Source organism: Helcobacillus sp. ACRRO (assembly GCF_022347125.1).
Taxonomy (GTDB): Bacteria; Actinomycetota; Actinomycetes; order Actinomycetales; family Dermabacteraceae; genus Helcobacillus; species Helcobacillus massiliensis.
In genome coordinates this window covers 58643-74772 of the sequence record NZ_JAKRNG010000003.1, presented here as the reverse complement: position 1 = coordinate 74772, position 16130 = coordinate 58643, and the positions used below count along the sequence as shown (strand labels likewise).

Annotated in this window: 13 protein-coding genes; 10 read left to right on the top strand and 3 right to left on the bottom strand. The window is 68.9% G+C overall.

Translation table 11 applies throughout. The features are described 5' to 3' along the window. Positions 1-22: 22 nt before the first annotated feature. A complete protein-coding gene (locus MHY20_RS01795) occupies positions 23-1018 on the bottom strand; it encodes a LacI family DNA-binding transcriptional regulator (RefSeq protein WP_239374171.1) in 996 nt (331 codons plus the stop codon). A 175-nt stretch (positions 1019-1193) separates the two neighbouring features. On the opposite strand from MHY20_RS01795, the gene MHY20_RS01790 reads away from it, so the two are divergent. The 10 genes from MHY20_RS01790 (at position 1194) to MHY20_RS01745 (ending at position 14601) form a co-directional block, all read left to right on the top strand. Continuing rightward, positions 1194-2579, top strand: a complete 1386-nt coding sequence (locus tag MHY20_RS01790; protein WP_239374167.1) for a maltose ABC transporter substrate-binding protein — start codon at positions 1194-1196, stop codon at positions 2577-2579. Positions 2580-2679: 100 nt separating this feature from the next. Further along, positions 2680-4257, top strand: a complete 1578-nt coding sequence (locus MHY20_RS01785) for an ABC transporter permease subunit (protein WP_239374164.1) — start codon at positions 2680-2682, stop codon at positions 4255-4257. A 27-nt stretch (positions 4258-4284) separates the two neighbouring features. Beyond that, positions 4285-5190: a sugar ABC transporter permease gene (locus MHY20_RS01780; protein ID WP_239374161.1), complete on the top strand. Its 906-nt coding sequence runs from the start codon at positions 4285-4287 to the stop codon at positions 5188-5190. Between the two features lie 7 nt (positions 5191-5197). Next, positions 5198-7147 carry a glycoside hydrolase family 13 protein gene (locus MHY20_RS01775; RefSeq protein WP_239374159.1) on the top strand — a complete coding sequence of 650 codons (1950 nt, stop codon included), beginning with the start codon at positions 5198-5200 and terminating at the stop codon, positions 7145-7147. Positions 7148-7187: 40 nt separating this feature from the next. Beyond that, positions 7188-8792: a glycoside hydrolase family 13 protein gene (locus MHY20_RS01770; protein ID WP_239374157.1), complete on the top strand. Its 1605-nt coding sequence runs from the start codon at positions 7188-7190 to the stop codon at positions 8790-8792. A gap of 24 nt (positions 8793-8816) precedes the next feature. After that, complete coding sequence (locus MHY20_RS01765; RefSeq protein WP_239374155.1) at positions 8817-10079, top strand: carboxylate--amine ligase; 1263 nt, start codon at positions 8817-8819, stop codon at positions 10077-10079. A 54-nt stretch (positions 10080-10133) separates the two neighbouring features. Continuing rightward, positions 10134-11435, top strand: coding sequence for a carboxylate--amine ligase (locus MHY20_RS01760; RefSeq protein WP_239374153.1), 1302 nt, complete (start codon positions 10134-10136; stop codon positions 11433-11435). 173 nt (positions 11436-11608) lie between these two features. Then, a complete protein-coding gene (locus tag MHY20_RS01755) occupies positions 11609-12862 on the top strand; it encodes a glycosyltransferase family 4 protein (RefSeq protein ID WP_239374151.1) in 1254 nt (417 codons plus the stop codon). 1 nt (position 12863) lies between these two features. Next, positions 12864-13520 (top strand): TVP38/TMEM64 family protein, encoded by a 657-nt coding sequence (locus MHY20_RS01750; RefSeq protein WP_183374975.1) that lies wholly within the window; start codon positions 12864-12866, stop codon positions 13518-13520. A gap of 25 nt (positions 13521-13545) precedes the next feature. Further along, positions 13546-14601 (top strand): glycosyltransferase family 4 protein, encoded by a 1056-nt coding sequence (locus MHY20_RS01745; RefSeq protein ID WP_183374977.1) that lies wholly within the window; start codon positions 13546-13548, stop codon positions 14599-14601. A 25-nt stretch (positions 14602-14626) separates the two neighbouring features. On the opposite strand, the gene MHY20_RS01740 is transcribed toward MHY20_RS01745, so the two are convergent. Further along, on the bottom strand, positions 14627-15067 hold the full coding sequence (locus tag MHY20_RS01740; protein ID WP_183374979.1) for a helix-turn-helix transcriptional regulator: 441 nt from the start codon (positions 15065-15067) through the stop codon (positions 14627-14629). An 11-nt stretch (positions 15068-15078) separates the two neighbouring features. Continuing rightward, positions 15079-16101 carry a DnaJ C-terminal domain-containing protein gene (locus MHY20_RS01735; protein ID WP_183374981.1) on the bottom strand — a complete coding sequence of 341 codons (1023 nt, stop codon included), beginning with the start codon at positions 16099-16101 and terminating at the stop codon, positions 15079-15081. Positions 16102-16130 lie beyond the last annotated feature (29 nt).

Below are 16130 nucleotides of genomic sequence, written 5' to 3'. Positions count from 1 at the left end.
GCCGCACCTGGCGGCGCGGGTCTCAGCGGGGTGCGGCCGTGGAGGAGCGGACCACGAGTTCGGGGCGGGCCGCGAAGGCGGAGCTGCGGGCCCGACGGGTGCGCCCGTCATGGGTGAGCACGTGCCGCAGCGCAGTGCGGGCCATCAGCGCGACCGGCTGGCGGATCGTCGTGATCGCCGGCGAGTGGGTGCGGGCGGTGGGGATGTCGTCGTAGCCGACCACGGACAGGTCCCGTGGAACGCTGAGCCCGCGGTCGACGGCGGCAGCGATGGCGCCGACCGCCATGACGTCCGATCCGCAGATGATGGCGGTGCAGTCCTGTTCGAGCAGTTCACTGGCGGACTGATACCCGCCGGCGTAGGAGAAGTCGGTGTAGGAGATGGGGCAGCGGTCGGGCCCGTCCTTCGTGAGGGCACTGAAGGCGGCGGTCTTGCGCCGCACCGGCCAGGTGTGCTCATCGCCCACGGCGAGTCCGATTCGCTGATGCCCGAGCTCGCGCAGGTGGGTGAGCGCGAGGCTGATCGCGAATTCGTCATCCGCGGTGATGAAGGCGGCTCGCAGATCCGGCAGCTCGCCGTTGACGAGGCTGAAGACGACCCCGCGCTCCATCGCTGCGCGGTAGTGGTCGTGGCTCTGCGCCGAGTCGGCATGCAGACCCGAGACCACGATGATGCCGCGGGAACCGGCGCGCACCAACCGCTCGAAGATCCGCTGCTCATCCTCGGGGCTGCGAGCGCCGGCACCGATGAGGACGTCGGCATCGGCGCGGACGGCCTCCTGTTCGACCGCATCGGCGAACATCGGGAAGATCGGATTGTCCAGCACCGGCAGCACCACACCGATCAGCGGGCGGGAGTCCTGCAGGGCCGGGTCGCTGTAGCGGCCGAGCTCGCGGGCGATCTGCAGCACCTTGTCGCGCGTGGTTTGATTGACCCCGGGCTTGCCTGCAAGAACTCGGGACACGGTTGCTTCGCTGACGTGCGCTTGCGCTGCGATGTCGATCAGTCGCGCTTTCATTGCTGCTGCTTTCTTCGGCATCCGCAGGCGGTTCCGCCGCGGAGGGGCGGGTGCGGATAACGACCCAGAGGGGTGGACGAACGTCCCTGTTCGCGAGTCGGCGAGTCCGCACGCAATGCAACTTTCTTGCATCTTGCAGTCCCATTCTTGCACACTTGGAGTCCGTCGGCCTACCGTGAAGCAACGGGAGGGCCCCCGCCACCCCGCGACCGATGCCCGCCACCACGGTTCCCCATCGGACCGCACAGCGAGCAGCCACCATTCGAAGGAGAACACGGTGCTGATCCGTCGTCATACATTCCTGGCCATGGGCGCCGCCACCCTCGGCGCCGCCACCCTCGCCGCCTGCGGCTCTGGCTCCACCGAGAAGAAGGGCGCCGACTCCGGCGCGTCCGATGCCGGCGGTGCCGAGGGCGCAGCCCCGGCCGTCCCCAAGGACGCCGACCTCGTCATCTGGGCCGATGAGAAGAAGGCCGCCTCTCTGCAGGAGCCCGCGAAGGCCTGGGGCGAGTCTCAGGGCCTGAAGGTCGCCGTGCAGACCGTCGCCGACGAGCTGCAGAGCTCGTTCATCACCGCCAACCAGGCGGGCAACGGCCCGGACATCCTGCTCGGCGCCCACGACTGGATCGGCAACCTCGTGCAGAACGGCGCTGTCTCCCCCGTCCAGCTGCCGGCCGACGCCAAGAAGGCCCTGGCACCCGTCGGCCTCGAGGCCGTCACCTACGACGGCCAGACCTACGGCATGCCGTACGCCGTGGAGTGCATCGCGCTGTTCGCGAACAAGAAGCTCACCGACAAGCCGGCCCCGGCCACGATCGAGGAGCTCGTCGAGGCCGGCAAGGCCGGTGGCGCCGAGACCCCGCTCTCCCTGCCCGTCGGCGAAGAGGGCGACCCCTACGCCATGCACCCGCTGTACACCTCCGCGGGCGGCTACCTGTTCGGCGAGAAGTCCGATGGCGGCCTCAACCCCGAGGACGTCGGGGTCGGCAAAGACGGGTCCGTCTCCGCCGGTGAGAAGATGCAGCAGCTCGGCAAGGAGGGCGTGCTGAAGACCTCCATCACCAACGACAACGCCATCTCCCTGTTCACCGACGGCAAGGCCGCCTACCTGATCTCCGGCCCGTGGGCGCTTGCGGACATCAAGAAGGCGAAGATCGACTTCGAGCTCTCCCCCATCCCCGGCTTCGAGGGCATGGAGGACGCGCGTCCGTTCGCCGGTGTGAACGCGTTCTACGTCGCATCCAAGGGCAAGAACGCCGCGTTCGCCAGCCAGTTCGTCAACGCCGTCGCCGCCTCCCCGGACCTGGTGGAGCAGATGTTCGCGAAGAACGAGCTGCCGCCGGTGAACCTGGAGCTGCAGAAGAAGCTCGCCGAGAAGCACCCGGAGGTCGTGAAGTTCGCGCAGTTCTCCGAGAAGGCTGAGCCGATGCCGTCGATCCCGCAGATGGCGGCCGTGTGGAAGCCGCTCGGCATCGCTGAGGCCAACATCATCGGCGGCGCCGACCCGAAGTCCTCCATGGAGGGCGCCGGCAAGGCCATCACCGATTCGATCAAGGGCTGATCCCTGACCGGCGGCTGATGGTCCCGTCCGCATCCGCGCGCGGGACCATCAGCCGTCCGACCGCCATCCGTCGTCCGAAGCATCAAGGAAGATCCGCGAGATGACCGACACCTCCGCCCCCGCCCACCGGCAGCGCACCACCTCCACCGCCGCCCTGGTGGTGAAGATCCTGTTCCTGGGCTCCGTCGCCGCCGCTGCCGTGTGGCTGATCCCCCTGCTGATCGGTCTGAAGGCCTGGCTGTGGCTGACCTTCACCGTGCTGACGGTGGCGGCGATCTTCGCGCTCTACACCACCAAGCGCTTCATCCCCGGCAAGTACATCTTCCCCGGCACCTTCTTCCTGGTGGTCTTCCTCATCACGCCGATCATCCTGACGGTCGGCTACTCGTTCACGAACTACGGCGACGGGTCCCGCGGCACCAAGCAGGAGGCCATCAACTCGATCACCGGCAACTCCGTGCAGCAGGTCGACGGCGCATCCCGCTACACCCTCACCGTCGGCACGAAGGGCGCCGCGGAGGGGCCGTACACGTTCTTCCTCGTGGACCAGAGCACCGGTGAGGCCTTCACCGGCAGCGCCGAGCAGCCGCTGGAGCCGGTCACGGACGGCGCCGTCACCGTCAGCTCCGGCAGGGTCACGGAGGCCGACGGCTTCACCCTGCTGAAGCCGCGCGAGGTCAACGACCACTTCCGCGAGATCAGTGAGGTCGCCGTCACCGTTGACGACACCACCGCGGTGCGCATCCTCGACGCCGGCACTGCGTTCCAGGGCACGAAGGTGCTCCAGTACGACGAAGCGAAGGACCAGATCGTCAACACCGCCACCGGTGAGGTCTTCACCGTCGGGGAGGTGGGCGGCGAGCAGGTGTTCGTGGATGCCGACGGCAAGCGCGCCTTCTCCCAGTCCTGGCTGCAGGGCGTCGGGTTCGACAACTACACCCGCCTGTTCACCAACGGCAGCGTGGGCGCCCAGTTCCTCAAGGCGTTCGCATGGACCCTCGTGTTCGCCGCCGGCTCGGTCATCACCACGTTCGCGCTCGGCCTGGCCCTCGCACTCGCCCTCAACGACGAACGGATCCGGGGTCGCCGCCTGTACCGGTCGTTCCTGCTGCTGCCGTACGCGGTGCCCGGCTTCATCGCTCTGCTGATCTGGTCGAACTTCTACAACCAGGACTACGGGCTGATCAACCAGCTCACCGGCCTGCACATCAACTGGCTGGGCGACCCCACCTGGGCGAAGGTCGCGATCCTGCTGACCAACCTGTGGATGGGCTTCCCGTACATGTTCATCGTCTGCACCGGCGCGCTGCAGTCGATCCCGTCGGACGTGAAGGAGGCCGCCCGCATTGACGGCGCCTCCTCGCTGCAGACCACCGTCAAGGTGATCACCCCGCTGCTGCTGGTGTCGATCGCGCCGCTGCTGGTGGCCTCGTTCGCCTTCAACTTCAACAACTTCAACGCCATTGAGCTGCTCACCGGCGGCGGCCCGTTCCCCGACAACGAGTTCACTCGAGGCGGCACCGACATCCTGATCTCCATGGTGTACCGCATCGCCTTCGGCGGTTCCGGAGCGGACTTCGGCTTCGCCTCCGCCGTGTCCGTGGTCCTCTTCGCGATCACCGGTCTGCTGGCGGCGTTCCAGTTCCGGTTCACGAAGTTCCTCGAAGACGTCAACTGACCGGCCGCAGCAGAAGGACTGACACCGATGAGCACCTCCATCACCACCTCCACCGCCGAACCGGCTCCGCGCAACCGCATGAGCGCGGGCCGCTGGTTCCGCGAGATCGGCTGGCGCCACCTGGTCGGCATCGCCGCCCTGGTCTTCGCAGCGATCCCGATCCTGTACGTCATCTCCGCATCCCTGAATCCGCTGGGCACCGTGTCCTCCACGAACCTGATTCCGCGGGCGTTCAGCCTCGACCACTTCCGCGAGCTGCTGTCCGGTTCCCGCGGCCCGTTCCTGCGCTGGTACCTCAACACCGCAATCGTGTGCGGCGTGGTGGCCCTCACCCAGGTGAGCCTGTCGGTGCTGGCGAGCTATGCCTTCTCCCGCCTGCGCTTCGCGGGCCGGCGCGGCGGCATGCTGGCGCTGCTGCTGATCATGATGTTCCCGGCGATCCTGTCGATGATCGCGATCTACACGATGATCTCCGACCTCGGCGAGGCGATCCCGTTCCTCAGCCTGGACTCCCTGCCCGGCTACATCGTGGTGCTGCTGGGCGGCTCCCTCGGGCAGGTGTGGCTGATCAAGGGCTTCTTCGACACCATTCCCCGGGAACTGGATGAGGCGGCGATCATCGACGGCGCCACCCATTGGCAGACCTTCACCCGCATCCTGCTGCCCACGCTGACCCCGATCCTGGCGACCACGTTCCTGCTGTCCCTGGTCGGTGTGATGAGCGACTTCCTCCTCGGGTCGATCTTCCTCACCAGTGACGAGAACAAGACCCTCGCCGTGGGCCTCTACGGCATGCTCGCCGGTGACCGCTCCAACAACCTGGGCGTGTTCGCCGCCGGCGCGGTGCTGACGATGATCCCGGTGATCGTCCTCTACCAGTTCCTGCAGAAGTACATCGTGGGCGGCTCCACCTCCGGCGCCGTCAAGGGCTGAGCACGCATTGACCGCACCGTTCACCCCCACGGCGCCCGGCCTCGACCTGTTCGCCGCTGAGCCGTTCCACGACTCCGGTCCGCTGTGCACCTCCGCGTCCGCCCCGGCGCTCGGCGACACCGTCGAGGTTCGTCTGTGGGTGCCGGACCTGTGGCATGCGAGCGCGGTCGCCCTGCGGCAGGTCCGCGACGGCGAACCCGTCGCCACCGCGCTCGAGCAGGGCCCCGCTGACGGCGCCGGGCACTGGTTCACCGGCGAGGTGCTCGTCCACAACCCGGTCACCCGCTACCGGTTCTGCGTGGTCGGCTCCCAGGACCCGTCGGCCCCCTCCCCGCTGCCGTACGCGTGGGTGACCGCCGCCGGGATCCGCGACCACGACGTCACCGACGCCGACGACTTCACCCTCATCGCCCACACCCCCGCTCCCGACTGGGTGGGGGACGCGATCGTCTACCAGATCTTCCCGGACCGCTTCGCCCGCGCCGCCCACTCCCCCACCACAGCCGACGGCCTCCCCGATCTCGACCTGCCCGATTGGGCGGAGCCGATGCGCTGGTCCGATCCCGCCTCGGAGGACGGCCACCGCAACGGCGTCCAGCTGTTCGGCGGTGACCTCGACGGCATCATCGAGCACCTCGACCACATCCAGGGCCTCGGCGCGGACACGGTCTACCTGACGCCGATCTTCCCCGCCGGCTCCGTGCACCGCTACGACGCCTCCGCGTTCGAGCGCGTCGACCCGCTGCTCGGCGGCGACGACGCCCTCGCACGGCTCAGCGCCGCCCTGCACGAGCGCGGCATGCGCCTCATCCTCGACCTCACCACGAACCACACGGGCGATCGGCACGCCTGGTTCCAGGCGGCGCTCGCCGACCCCACCGCCCCGGAGCGGGACTTCTATCTGTTCTCCGGCGACGGCGACGACTACGTCGGCTGGCTCGGCGTCCCCAGCCTGCCGAAGCTCGACCACCGCGCACCCGCGATGCGCCGCGCACTCTATGAGGGCGCCGACTCCGTCACCGCGCACTGGCTCGCCGAGCCGTTCAGCGCCGACGGGTGGCGCATCGACGTGGCGAACATGACCGGCCGCCACGGCGCCCAGGACCTCGCGCACGAGGTGGCCCGCACCATGCGCCGCACCCTCGGCCGGCAGCACTGGCTGATCGCCGAGCACGGCCACGACGCCACGCGCGACCTCGACGGCGACGGCTGGCACGGAACCATGAACTACGCCGGCTTCACCCGCCCCCTCTGGGCGTGGCTCGCCGACCCCGACTCGGACCTCAACTGGCTCGGTCTGCCGATGAGCATCCCCCGCCTGCCAGGCGGCGCAGCCACCCGCACGCTGCGCGGTGTGAACGCCCAGATGCCGTATCCGTCACGGCTGCATTCGCAGAACCTGCTGTCCAGCCACGACACGCCCCGCATCCGCACGGTCACCGGTGACGCCGGCCGCACCCGGGTGGCGCTCGGACTGCTCGCCTGCCTGCCCGGCGTCCCCACCCTGTTCGCCGGCGACGAGCTGGGCCTGCACGGGCTGAACGGCGAGCACTCCCGCACTCCGATGCCGTGGGACCTGATCGACGGCTCCGGGCCCGCGAGCGCCGTCACCGCGATCGACCACGACGCCCTCACCACCGTCCAGCGCTCCTTTGCGGCCCGCGCCGCCTCGCCCGCCCTGCGCCGCGGCGGCATCCGCTGGATCGCGGCCACCGCCGACGCGCTCGTGTTCATCCGCACTCACCCGGAGGGCAGCGTGCTGATCCATGCGGCCCGCACCGCCCATGACGCGATCGAGGTCCCCACCGATCTGCTGCTGGGGACGGTGCGCGCCCAGAATCCGTCGGCCGCCCTCCTGCACGTGGGCGGAGCCGCCTGTGCCGACGGGGCCGGTGTCCTCCGCCTGAGCGCCGAGGGGCCCGGGCTGAGCGCGCTCCCCCTCACCGACCTGACCTGAACCGACGACCATCCACCCCCCCCAGAGAAGGAGGACTGCAATGTCGAACGAATGGTGGCGCAGCGCCGTGGTGTACCAGGTGTACCCGCGGTCGTTCGCCGACGGCAACGGCGACGGCATGGGCGACCTGCCCGGCATCACCGCGCGTCTGGAGCACATCCGGGACCTGGGCGCGGACGCGATCTGGCTGTCCCCGTTCTACACCTCGCCGCAGCACGACGCCGGCTATGACGTCGCGGACTTCACCGACGTCGACCCCCGCTTCGGTACCCTCGAGGACGCCGATGCCCTGATCGCCCGGGCCCATGAGCTCGGCATCCGGGTGATCGTGGACATCGTCCCCAACCACTCGTCCTCCGAGCACCCCCTGTTCAGGGCCGCGCTGGACGCGGAGCCCGGCTCCCCGGAGCGCGAGATGTACATCTTCCGCGACGGCAGGGGCGAGCATGGCGAGGAGCCGCCGAACAACTGGCAGTCGATCTTCCACGGCAGCGCCTGGACCCGCGAGGAGAAGCACGGCCAGTGGTACCTGCACCTGTTCGACACCTCCCAGCCGGACTTCAACTGGACCAACCGCGCCGTGCGCGACATGTTCGAAGGCGTTCTGCGGTTCTGGCTCGACCGGGGCGTCGACGGCTTCCGCGTGGACGTCGCCCACGGCATGATCAAGCCGGACGGCCTGCCGGACGAGTCCGAGGAGCACCGTCAGCTCATGGCCGGCGACCCCGACGTGGTCCCCGTCTACTTCGACCAGGACGGGGTCCACGAGATCTACCGCGAGTGGCGCCGTGTGCTCGACGAGTACGAGGGCGACCGCATGATGGTGGCGGAGGCATGGGTGCCGAAGAACCGTCAGCACCTGTACATCCGGCCCGACGAGATGCACCAGATCTTCAACTTCGGCTTCCTCGGCGCTGGCTGGAGCGTGGACACCATCACCGAGGCCATCATGACGCCGCTGACCTTCGCGAAGGAGGTCGGCTCCCCCAGCACCTGGGTGCTGTCCAACCATGACGTGATCCGTCACGCGACCCGCTACGGCTTCGAGCACGGCTACCGCTTCGGTGAGGGTCTGTCCCGCGAGGAGAAGCCGGACCTGGAGCTGGGTCTGCGTCGCGCCCGCGGCGCCACCGCCCTCATGCTGGCTCTGCCCGGCTCCGCCTACCTGTACCAGGGCGAGGAGATGGGGCTGCCGGAGGTCGCGGAGATCCCCGACGAGCTGCGCGAGGACCCAGCGCACAAGCGGGCCGGTGTGCCGGGCCGCGACGGCTGCCGTGTGCCGCTGGCGTGGGAGAAGGACTCCCCCGCCTACGGCTTCTCCTCGACGGGGAAGGCGTGGCTGCCGCAGCCGGACGTCTACGGTGAGCGCGCCGCGGACCAGCAGGACGGGGTGGAGGGCTCCACACTGGAGTTCTACCGCACTGCGATCGCGCAGCGCCGCGCCCTGGGCCTGGCGACCGGTGACCTGGTGATGAACGAGAGCCCGCATGAGGGCGTGCTGTCGCTCACCAACGCTGGTGTCACGGTGCTGGTGAACACCACGGATCAGGACCATGACCTGCCGGAGGGTGCTGAGGTACTGCTGGCCTCCCACCCGGATGCGCAGACCCGGCTGGCGGCCAACAGCACCGTGTGGCTGCGTTGAGCGGCTGTTGGTAGTCTCCCGTTCATGCGCTCTCACACACCGGCGGAGCCGCGTGATGACTTCGATGTGGTCATCCTCGGCGCGGGCCTGAACTCCCTGAACCTTGCGATCGCCTTCCACGCCCAGTACGGGATGCGCTCCACCTTCGTGATGCGCTCCTCGGTGGCGATGAACGAGAAGACGGTCACAGCGGATGCGGTGGCGCTGCCGTTGGGGACATCGGATGAGGAGTTCGCTGAGGCGCTCGTCGAGCTGGCCCGCAGGCGTCCTGCGGGCCGGCCGGCCCTGCTGCTGACCAACGATGACACGCTGATCGCGTTCATCGACCGTTTCCGGGACCAGCTGGAGCCGCACTACCTGCTCACGCAGATCCCGCGGAGCCTGCTCGATCAGCTGGCGGACAAGGCGGAGTTCGCGGAGATCTGCGCGGGGCTGGACATCCCCACCCCGCCGACTGTGACCGTGGACTTCTCCCGCGCCGGTCAGGAGGGGTGGAACGGGCACGAGGAGCTGCCGTGGCAGTTCCCCGTGGTGGCGAAGCCCGCCCGCACCAGCGACTACGCCCACGTCGACTTCCCCGGGAAGCGCAAGGTGTTCATGCTGGAGTCCGAGCAGGAGCGCCGCGATCTCGTGGAGTCGCTGACGAACGCCGGATTCCGCGGCCGGTTCCTGTTCCAGGAGCTGATCGAGGGCGACGACACGACGCTGCGGTCGATCACGGCCTACCGGTCCACACGCGGCCGCGTCACGCTGCTGTGCGCGGCGCAGGTGCTGCTGGGAGAGCACACACCGGAGGCGCTGGGCCGTCCCGCGGCGATGATCACCGGGTCGTTCCCGGAGCTGACGGCGCAGGCGGAGCGGTTCCTGGACCATGTGGACTACGTCGGGTTCGCGAACTTCGATCTGAAGGTGGATCCGCGCACCGGCGAGGCGTACTTCCTGGAGATCAACCCGCGCATCGGCCGCAACAACTACTACGTGACGGGCGCGGGCGAGCCGGTGTCGCGCCACATCGTGGCGGACCGCATCGACGGGGTCGACCTCGATCAGGTCGTCGTTGACCGCGAGGTGCTCTACTCGATCGTGCCGCGCCTGTGGGTGCGGCGCTACATCCGTGACCGCCACCTGCGGCGCCGCTTCGACCGCATTGCGCGGCGCGCTCTGCGCAACCCGTTCCGCTACGGCCCGGAGCGTCTGTGGATCAAGGCGTACTCAGTGGTGTCCGGGGCGAACTTCGTGCGCAAGTACCTGCGCGTGTATCCGCGGCCGACGGATTCCGGTTTCTGATCCCGCGCCGCCCTGTGCCACGCTTCTTCTCTCCGATCGAAAGCTTCGTCTGCCATGACCCGTTCCTACGCCCTTCCGGCTTCGCCTTCGCCGGCTGACCACTCCGACACCGAGCATGTGCAGCTGGTGCTGCTGGGCGGTGACATCGGCGTCTACGCGATCGCGCGCGCGTTCCACGAAGCCTTCGGCACTCACGCCACGGTGATCACACGCAGCGTGGCGGGACCGGTCGCGGACTCCTCGATCCTGCAGGCCCGCGGTCTGGGTGCCGAGGCCGGAGAGGCGGAGCTGCTCGAAGCCGCTCTGGAGACCGGGCGCCTGGCCACCGCGCAGCGGGCGCGGACGGGAGGTCCGAAGCCGTTCCTGCTGGCGAACGCGGACTGGCTGATTGCGCTGATCGTCCGCAACCGGGAAGCGCTGAGTGAGCACTATCTGCTGCCGGTGCTGCCGGAGGACCTGCTGGAGCAGGTGGCGGACAAGGCTGAGTTCGCGAGGCTGTGCGCCGAGGTGGAGATGACCACTCCGACTACGGTGATCGTGGACTTCACCGACGGTGCCCTGCCGGCGGTGCCGGAAGTGGAGCATCTGGGCTGGCCGCTGGTGGCCAAGCCGTCCCGCTCCTCGGCGTACGCGCATGTGAAGTTCCCCGGGAAGCGGAAGGTGTTCGAGATCGCTGCCCGCGCGCAGCTGGAGGATCTGGTCCGTCGCCTGCATGAGGCGGGGTTCCGGGACCGCTTCGTGCTGCAGGAGATGATCCCGGGCGATGACACGGCGATGCGGTCGGTGACGGCGTATGTGGATCAGCGCGGGGCGGTCACGCTGATGGGCGGAGCGCATGTGCTGCTGGAGGAGCACACGCCGGGCGCCCTGGGGAATCCGGCGGCGATGATCACGCAGGACATGCCCGAGCTGTTCGCTCAGGCGGAGCGGTTCCTGACGCATGTGGGCTACCGCGGGTACGCGAACTTCGATGTGAAGGTGGATCCGCGCGATGGGCAGCCGAAGTTCTTCGAGGTGAACCCGCGGGTGGGCCGCAACAACGTCTACATGACGGCGGCGGGCGCCAATATTGCGCTGCCGGCTGTGGCGGACCATCTGCAGCAGCGCAGCATCGAGCAGATCCGCCCCACCCGGGAGATCCTCTACTCGATCATCCCGAGAACCCTGCTGTGGCGCTACGTCACGGACCCGTCTCTGCGGTCACGCGCGAAGGCGATCGCGAAGCGTGCCACGGTCCACCCGCTGCTGTACCGTCCCGAGGGCCTGAAGCGCCGCGCCTACGTCGCGGCGGCGATGGCGAACCAGGTGAAGAAGTTCGCCCAGCACTACCGGTCGCCGTCGGCCGACGGCTTCTGACCCCGTCCGGGCCACTCCGGGGAATCTCCGGGGCGTCGCACCGGCGCGCCGCCGACTGCTGCCCGTAGCCTGGCAGGGATGGAACCGAGCCGTGCTGCCGCCGTCCTCAAGTCGGATCAGCTCGCGACTTTCCGACGATGGTCGCGGCCGCGCGGATCAGTGACGATGGGGGCATGAGGATGGAACGACCGCTGAAGGTGCTGATCACCACCGACTGGTACGAGCCCGTGGTGAACGGAGTGGTGGCCAGTGTGCTCACCCTGAAGAAGCAGCTGGAGCTGCTGGGCTGCGATGTCCGCGTCCTCACGCTGTCCGGGTCCGTCCGCTCCACCATCGAGAACGGGGTGTACCGTCTCGGGTCCGTGTCCGCGTCCCTGTTCTACGACCATGCACGCCTGGCGGTCCGCTCGAACCGCAGGATTCGCCGCGAGCTCGAGCAGTGGCGTCCCGATGTCATCCATTCCCAGTGCGAGTTCTCCACGCACCTGTGGGCGAAGCGCCTGGCGAAGAGCCTCCGCATCCCCGTGGTGCACACCTACCACACGATCTACGAGGACTACACGCACTACTATTCGCCCTCGCGCACCATGGGCAAGAAGATGGTGTCCTCCTTCAGCCGCAAGGTGTGCACGGCGATGGACGCCGTCATCGTCCCGACCGGCAAGGTCGCCGATCTGCTGCAGGGCTACGGCATCACCACCCCGATCTCCGTGATCCCCACGGGCCTGGACCTCACGCACTTCCGTCCCGCCGCCACGATTGCGGAGCGGGAGCAGAGCGTGCGCCTGCGCGCTGAGCTCGGCATCCCCGCCCACCACCGCGTCCTCATCTCCGTGTGCCGCCTGGCGAAGGAGAAGAACGTGGACGAGGTCATCGCGTCCTTCGCCGCGTCCGGTGCAGAGAACACCACTCTCGTGCTCGTGGGCGATGGCCCGTACCGGCCGGAGCTCGAACGCCTTGTGGAGCGCCTGGATGTGCAGGAGTCGGTGCGATTCGCCGGCTTCGTGGCCCCGTCGGCCGTCCCCGAGTACTACCGGATGGCGGACGTCTTCGTCTCCGCCTCCCTCAGTGAGACGCAGGGGCTCACCTACATCGAGGCGCAGGCGTGCGGGCTGCCGCTGCTGTGCCGCGAGGATCCATCCCTGGAGCAGGTCGTCGTCCCCGGCCGGACAGGGTGGACGTTCACCTCGGCCGACGGGTTCCGCCGCGGGCTCGATGCCATCACCTCCAGCTCCGCCGTCATGCGGGCGATGGGTGATGAGGGCGCGTCCCATGCGGCTGCCGTGTTCAGTGCCCGGGCGTTCGGCCTCGCCGTGCTCGGCGTGTACCGCCGGGTGCTGGGCCTGCCGTCGGTGGAGCAGATCGCCGAGGAGATGCTTCTCACCGATCTCATGACCGGGCGCGAGCTCGAGCTGCAGCCCGCCTGACGTGTCGCACGCAGCCGAGACCGCAGCCGGTGGTCCCGCTGAACTGACGCGCGCTCAGCAGAGCGTGAAGGAGCACTCCGCTGCGATCCGGTGGGCCTCGCGCATCCTTCCGCTCATCGGCCTGGCGGTCTGCGCCGGCTTCGTCATCGCCGGGCTGAAGAGCGGGGTGCTGTCCTCGCAGGACGACCTGCGCGCCTTCATCGACTCCCTCGGATTCTGGGGCCCGCTGGTGTTCGGCTTCGCGTCCTTCGCCTCCGTGGTGTTCCCCATCGTGCCCGGCGGCCTCCTCGTGCTCGCAGCCCCCGTGCTGTTCGGGCCGGTCACGGGCACCATCATCAACTGGGTCGCGGTGTGCGCCGGGTCGCTGCTGAACTTCATCATCGCCCGTCACATCGGCCTGGCCCTGATCGAGACGCTGTTCAGCGAGAAGCTGGTGGAGAAGTACCTCGGGTGGACCCGGCACCGGAACTTCGCTCGGGCCTTCGCGATCGCCATCGTGCTCCCCGTCGCCCCCGACGACCTGCTGTGCTATCTCGCCGGCACCACGAAGATGCGGTTCTCCGCGTACGCGATCATCATCCTGTTGGGCAAGATCCCCACCCTGCTCGCCTACGGCCTCGGCATCAGCGCGCTGCTCGCCACGGTCGTCCCCTGGTGACCCGCCCCTGACCGAAGGACCCTCAGTGAAGCCCACAATCCACGCCTTCTCCAAAGCCGATTCCGTTGCCGGCCAGGGAGTGGGCTCCGCCTACCTGGAGCAGGTGCAGCTGATCGAGCGGGAGCTGTCCGACCAGTTCGACATCCTCGGCCGGGCCCGGCTGCGCGGCGGCTTCGGCGACATCAACCACTTCCACTCCATCAACCCGGAGTACTTCGCGGCGATGATCCCGGCGGCGCGGCGCGGCGCAACGGTCGCGCACGTCCACTTCATCCCGGAGACCGTGAACGATTCGATCCGGATGCCGCGGCCTGCCCGCGCCGTGTTCGACCGGTACATGCTCGCGTTCTACCGGCGCGCCCAGCACCTGGTGACCGTGAACCCCTGGTTCATCACGAAGCTCGCCGACGACTACGGCATGGACCCGCAGCGGATCACGTTCATCCCGAACTTCGTCTCCGCGGATGACTTCCACCCCCTCGCGGCGGACGATCCCCGCATTGCCGCGATGCGCACGCGCTTCGGGGTGCCGACGGGCCGGCCCGTGGTGCTGTGCGCGGGCCAGCTGCAGGTCCGCAAGGGCTTCTTCGACTTCCTCGCCGTGGCGCGCGCCCTGCCGCACGTGCAGTTCCTGTGGGCCGGTGATTTCTCCTTCGGCCGCATCACCGCCGGGCACTCGGAGATCACCCGGGCGATGCGCGAGCTGCCAGCGAACGTGAACCTGGTGGGGCTGGTGCCGCGGGGCGAGATGAACGTCCTGTTCAACCTGGCCGACGCCTTCTTCCTGCCGTCCTTCGAGGAACTGTTCCCGATGACGATCCTGGAGGCGATGGCGGCGCACACGCCCGTGGTGGTGCGCGACCTCGTCTACTACGACGGCGTCCTGCACGACTATGCGGCGCGGATCGACGCCGCGCCCGGTGAGATCGACCGGTTCGTTCAGCAGCTGCAGCGCATCCTCGAACCAGGCGCGGTTCGCGATGCCGCCGTGGCGGATGCGCGCCGCGGCGCCGAGTTCTACAACCGCGACTCCGTGGCCCGCCAGTGGCGGGACTTCTACACGGCGCTGCTGCCCGCCTGAGGCGCGGTCCCCGTCGGCCCCGGTGTCATACCCGCGGGCCGCGCTGGCCGCGGTAGAGCACGAGCGCTCCCCCGCGTCGACGCTCCGGCGGACGCTCACCACGGCGGATCGGCGTCACCTCACCGTCGGCGGAGCCGGTGAACACGCGCGACTTCTGCCCCTGCAGGCGCATGATCGCCTCCGCGGCGCGCTCCAACTGGCCCTGCAGCTCCTCCACCTGGCTCTCCAGCTCCATGATCCGCTTGATGCCGGCGAGGTTGATGCCCTCCTCCTGGCTGAGCCGCTGCACTTCGCGCAGCTGGGCGATGTTCCAGGCGGAGTAGCGGCGGCCCCGGCCCCGCGTCCGCTGCGGGGACACGATGCCGAGGCGATCGTAGGTCCGCAGCGTCTGCGGGTGCATGCCGGACAGTTCAGCGGCCACGGAGATGACGAACACTCCCTTGTGCTGATCCAGTCCCTGCGGCATGGTCCGTCACCTCATTCCGCGGCGGCGTCGAACAGGCCGGCGCGGGGGTTCTGCTCCTCCGTCGCCTTCCCGAACAGACGCAGCGCCTTCTCGGCGTCGTCGCTGAGCTCGGTGGGCACGGCGATGCTGAGGGTGACGAGCAGGTCGCCGGTGCCGGACTTCGTGGTGATGCCCTTGCCCTTGGCGCGCAGCACGCGTCCGCTCGGGGTGTTCTGCGGGACGCGCAGCTTCACCGAGCCGCCCTCGAGCAGCGGCACCTCGATGGTGGTGCCGAACACCGCCTCCGGCAGCGTCACCGGCACGGTGACGCGCAGGTTCGAGCCGTCCATCGTGAACAGAGGATGGGCGGCGACGTCCGCGATGATGATGAGGTCACCGCTCTCACCGCCGTAGGGGCTGGGGTGGCCCTTGCCGCGCAGGCGGATCTTCTGGCCGTCCCGCACCCCCGCGGGGATGCGGGTCTTCACGGTGCGGCCGCCGACGGGGATCGAGATCTGCGTGCCGAGCGCGGCATCGCGGAACGACAGGCGCGCCCGCGCCTGCTGGTCCTCGCCCTTCGGCGCCTGCTGACCGTGGCCTCCACCGAATCCGCCGCTGAAGCCTCCGCCGCCGAAGGGGCTGAAGCCTCCCTGCCCGCCGGCCTGGGCGCCACCGAACGCACCGAGGATGTCCTCGATGTTGATGCCGCCGGCCTGCCCACCGCCGGGTCGGCCGCCGCCGGCGAAGGCGGAGAAGATGTCTTCGAAGCCGCCCGCTCCGCCGGCGCCGCCGGGCCCGGATGCGAAGCGGGCTCCGCCGGCTCCCATGGCGCGGATGGCGTCGTACTGCTTGCGCTGTTCAGGATCGTTGAGGATCGAATAGGCCTCGCCGATCTCCTTGAACTTCGCCTCGGTCTGCTTGTCGCCCGGGTTGCGGTCCGGGTGGTACTTCTTGGCGAGCTTGCGGTAGGCCTTCTTGATGTCGGACGCACTGGCGTCCTGCGACACACCGAGGACCTTGTAGAAGTCCTTGCTCAGCCAGTCCTGCTGGGACACTGTGCCTCCTGAAGAGTGGAAAGTCGTGG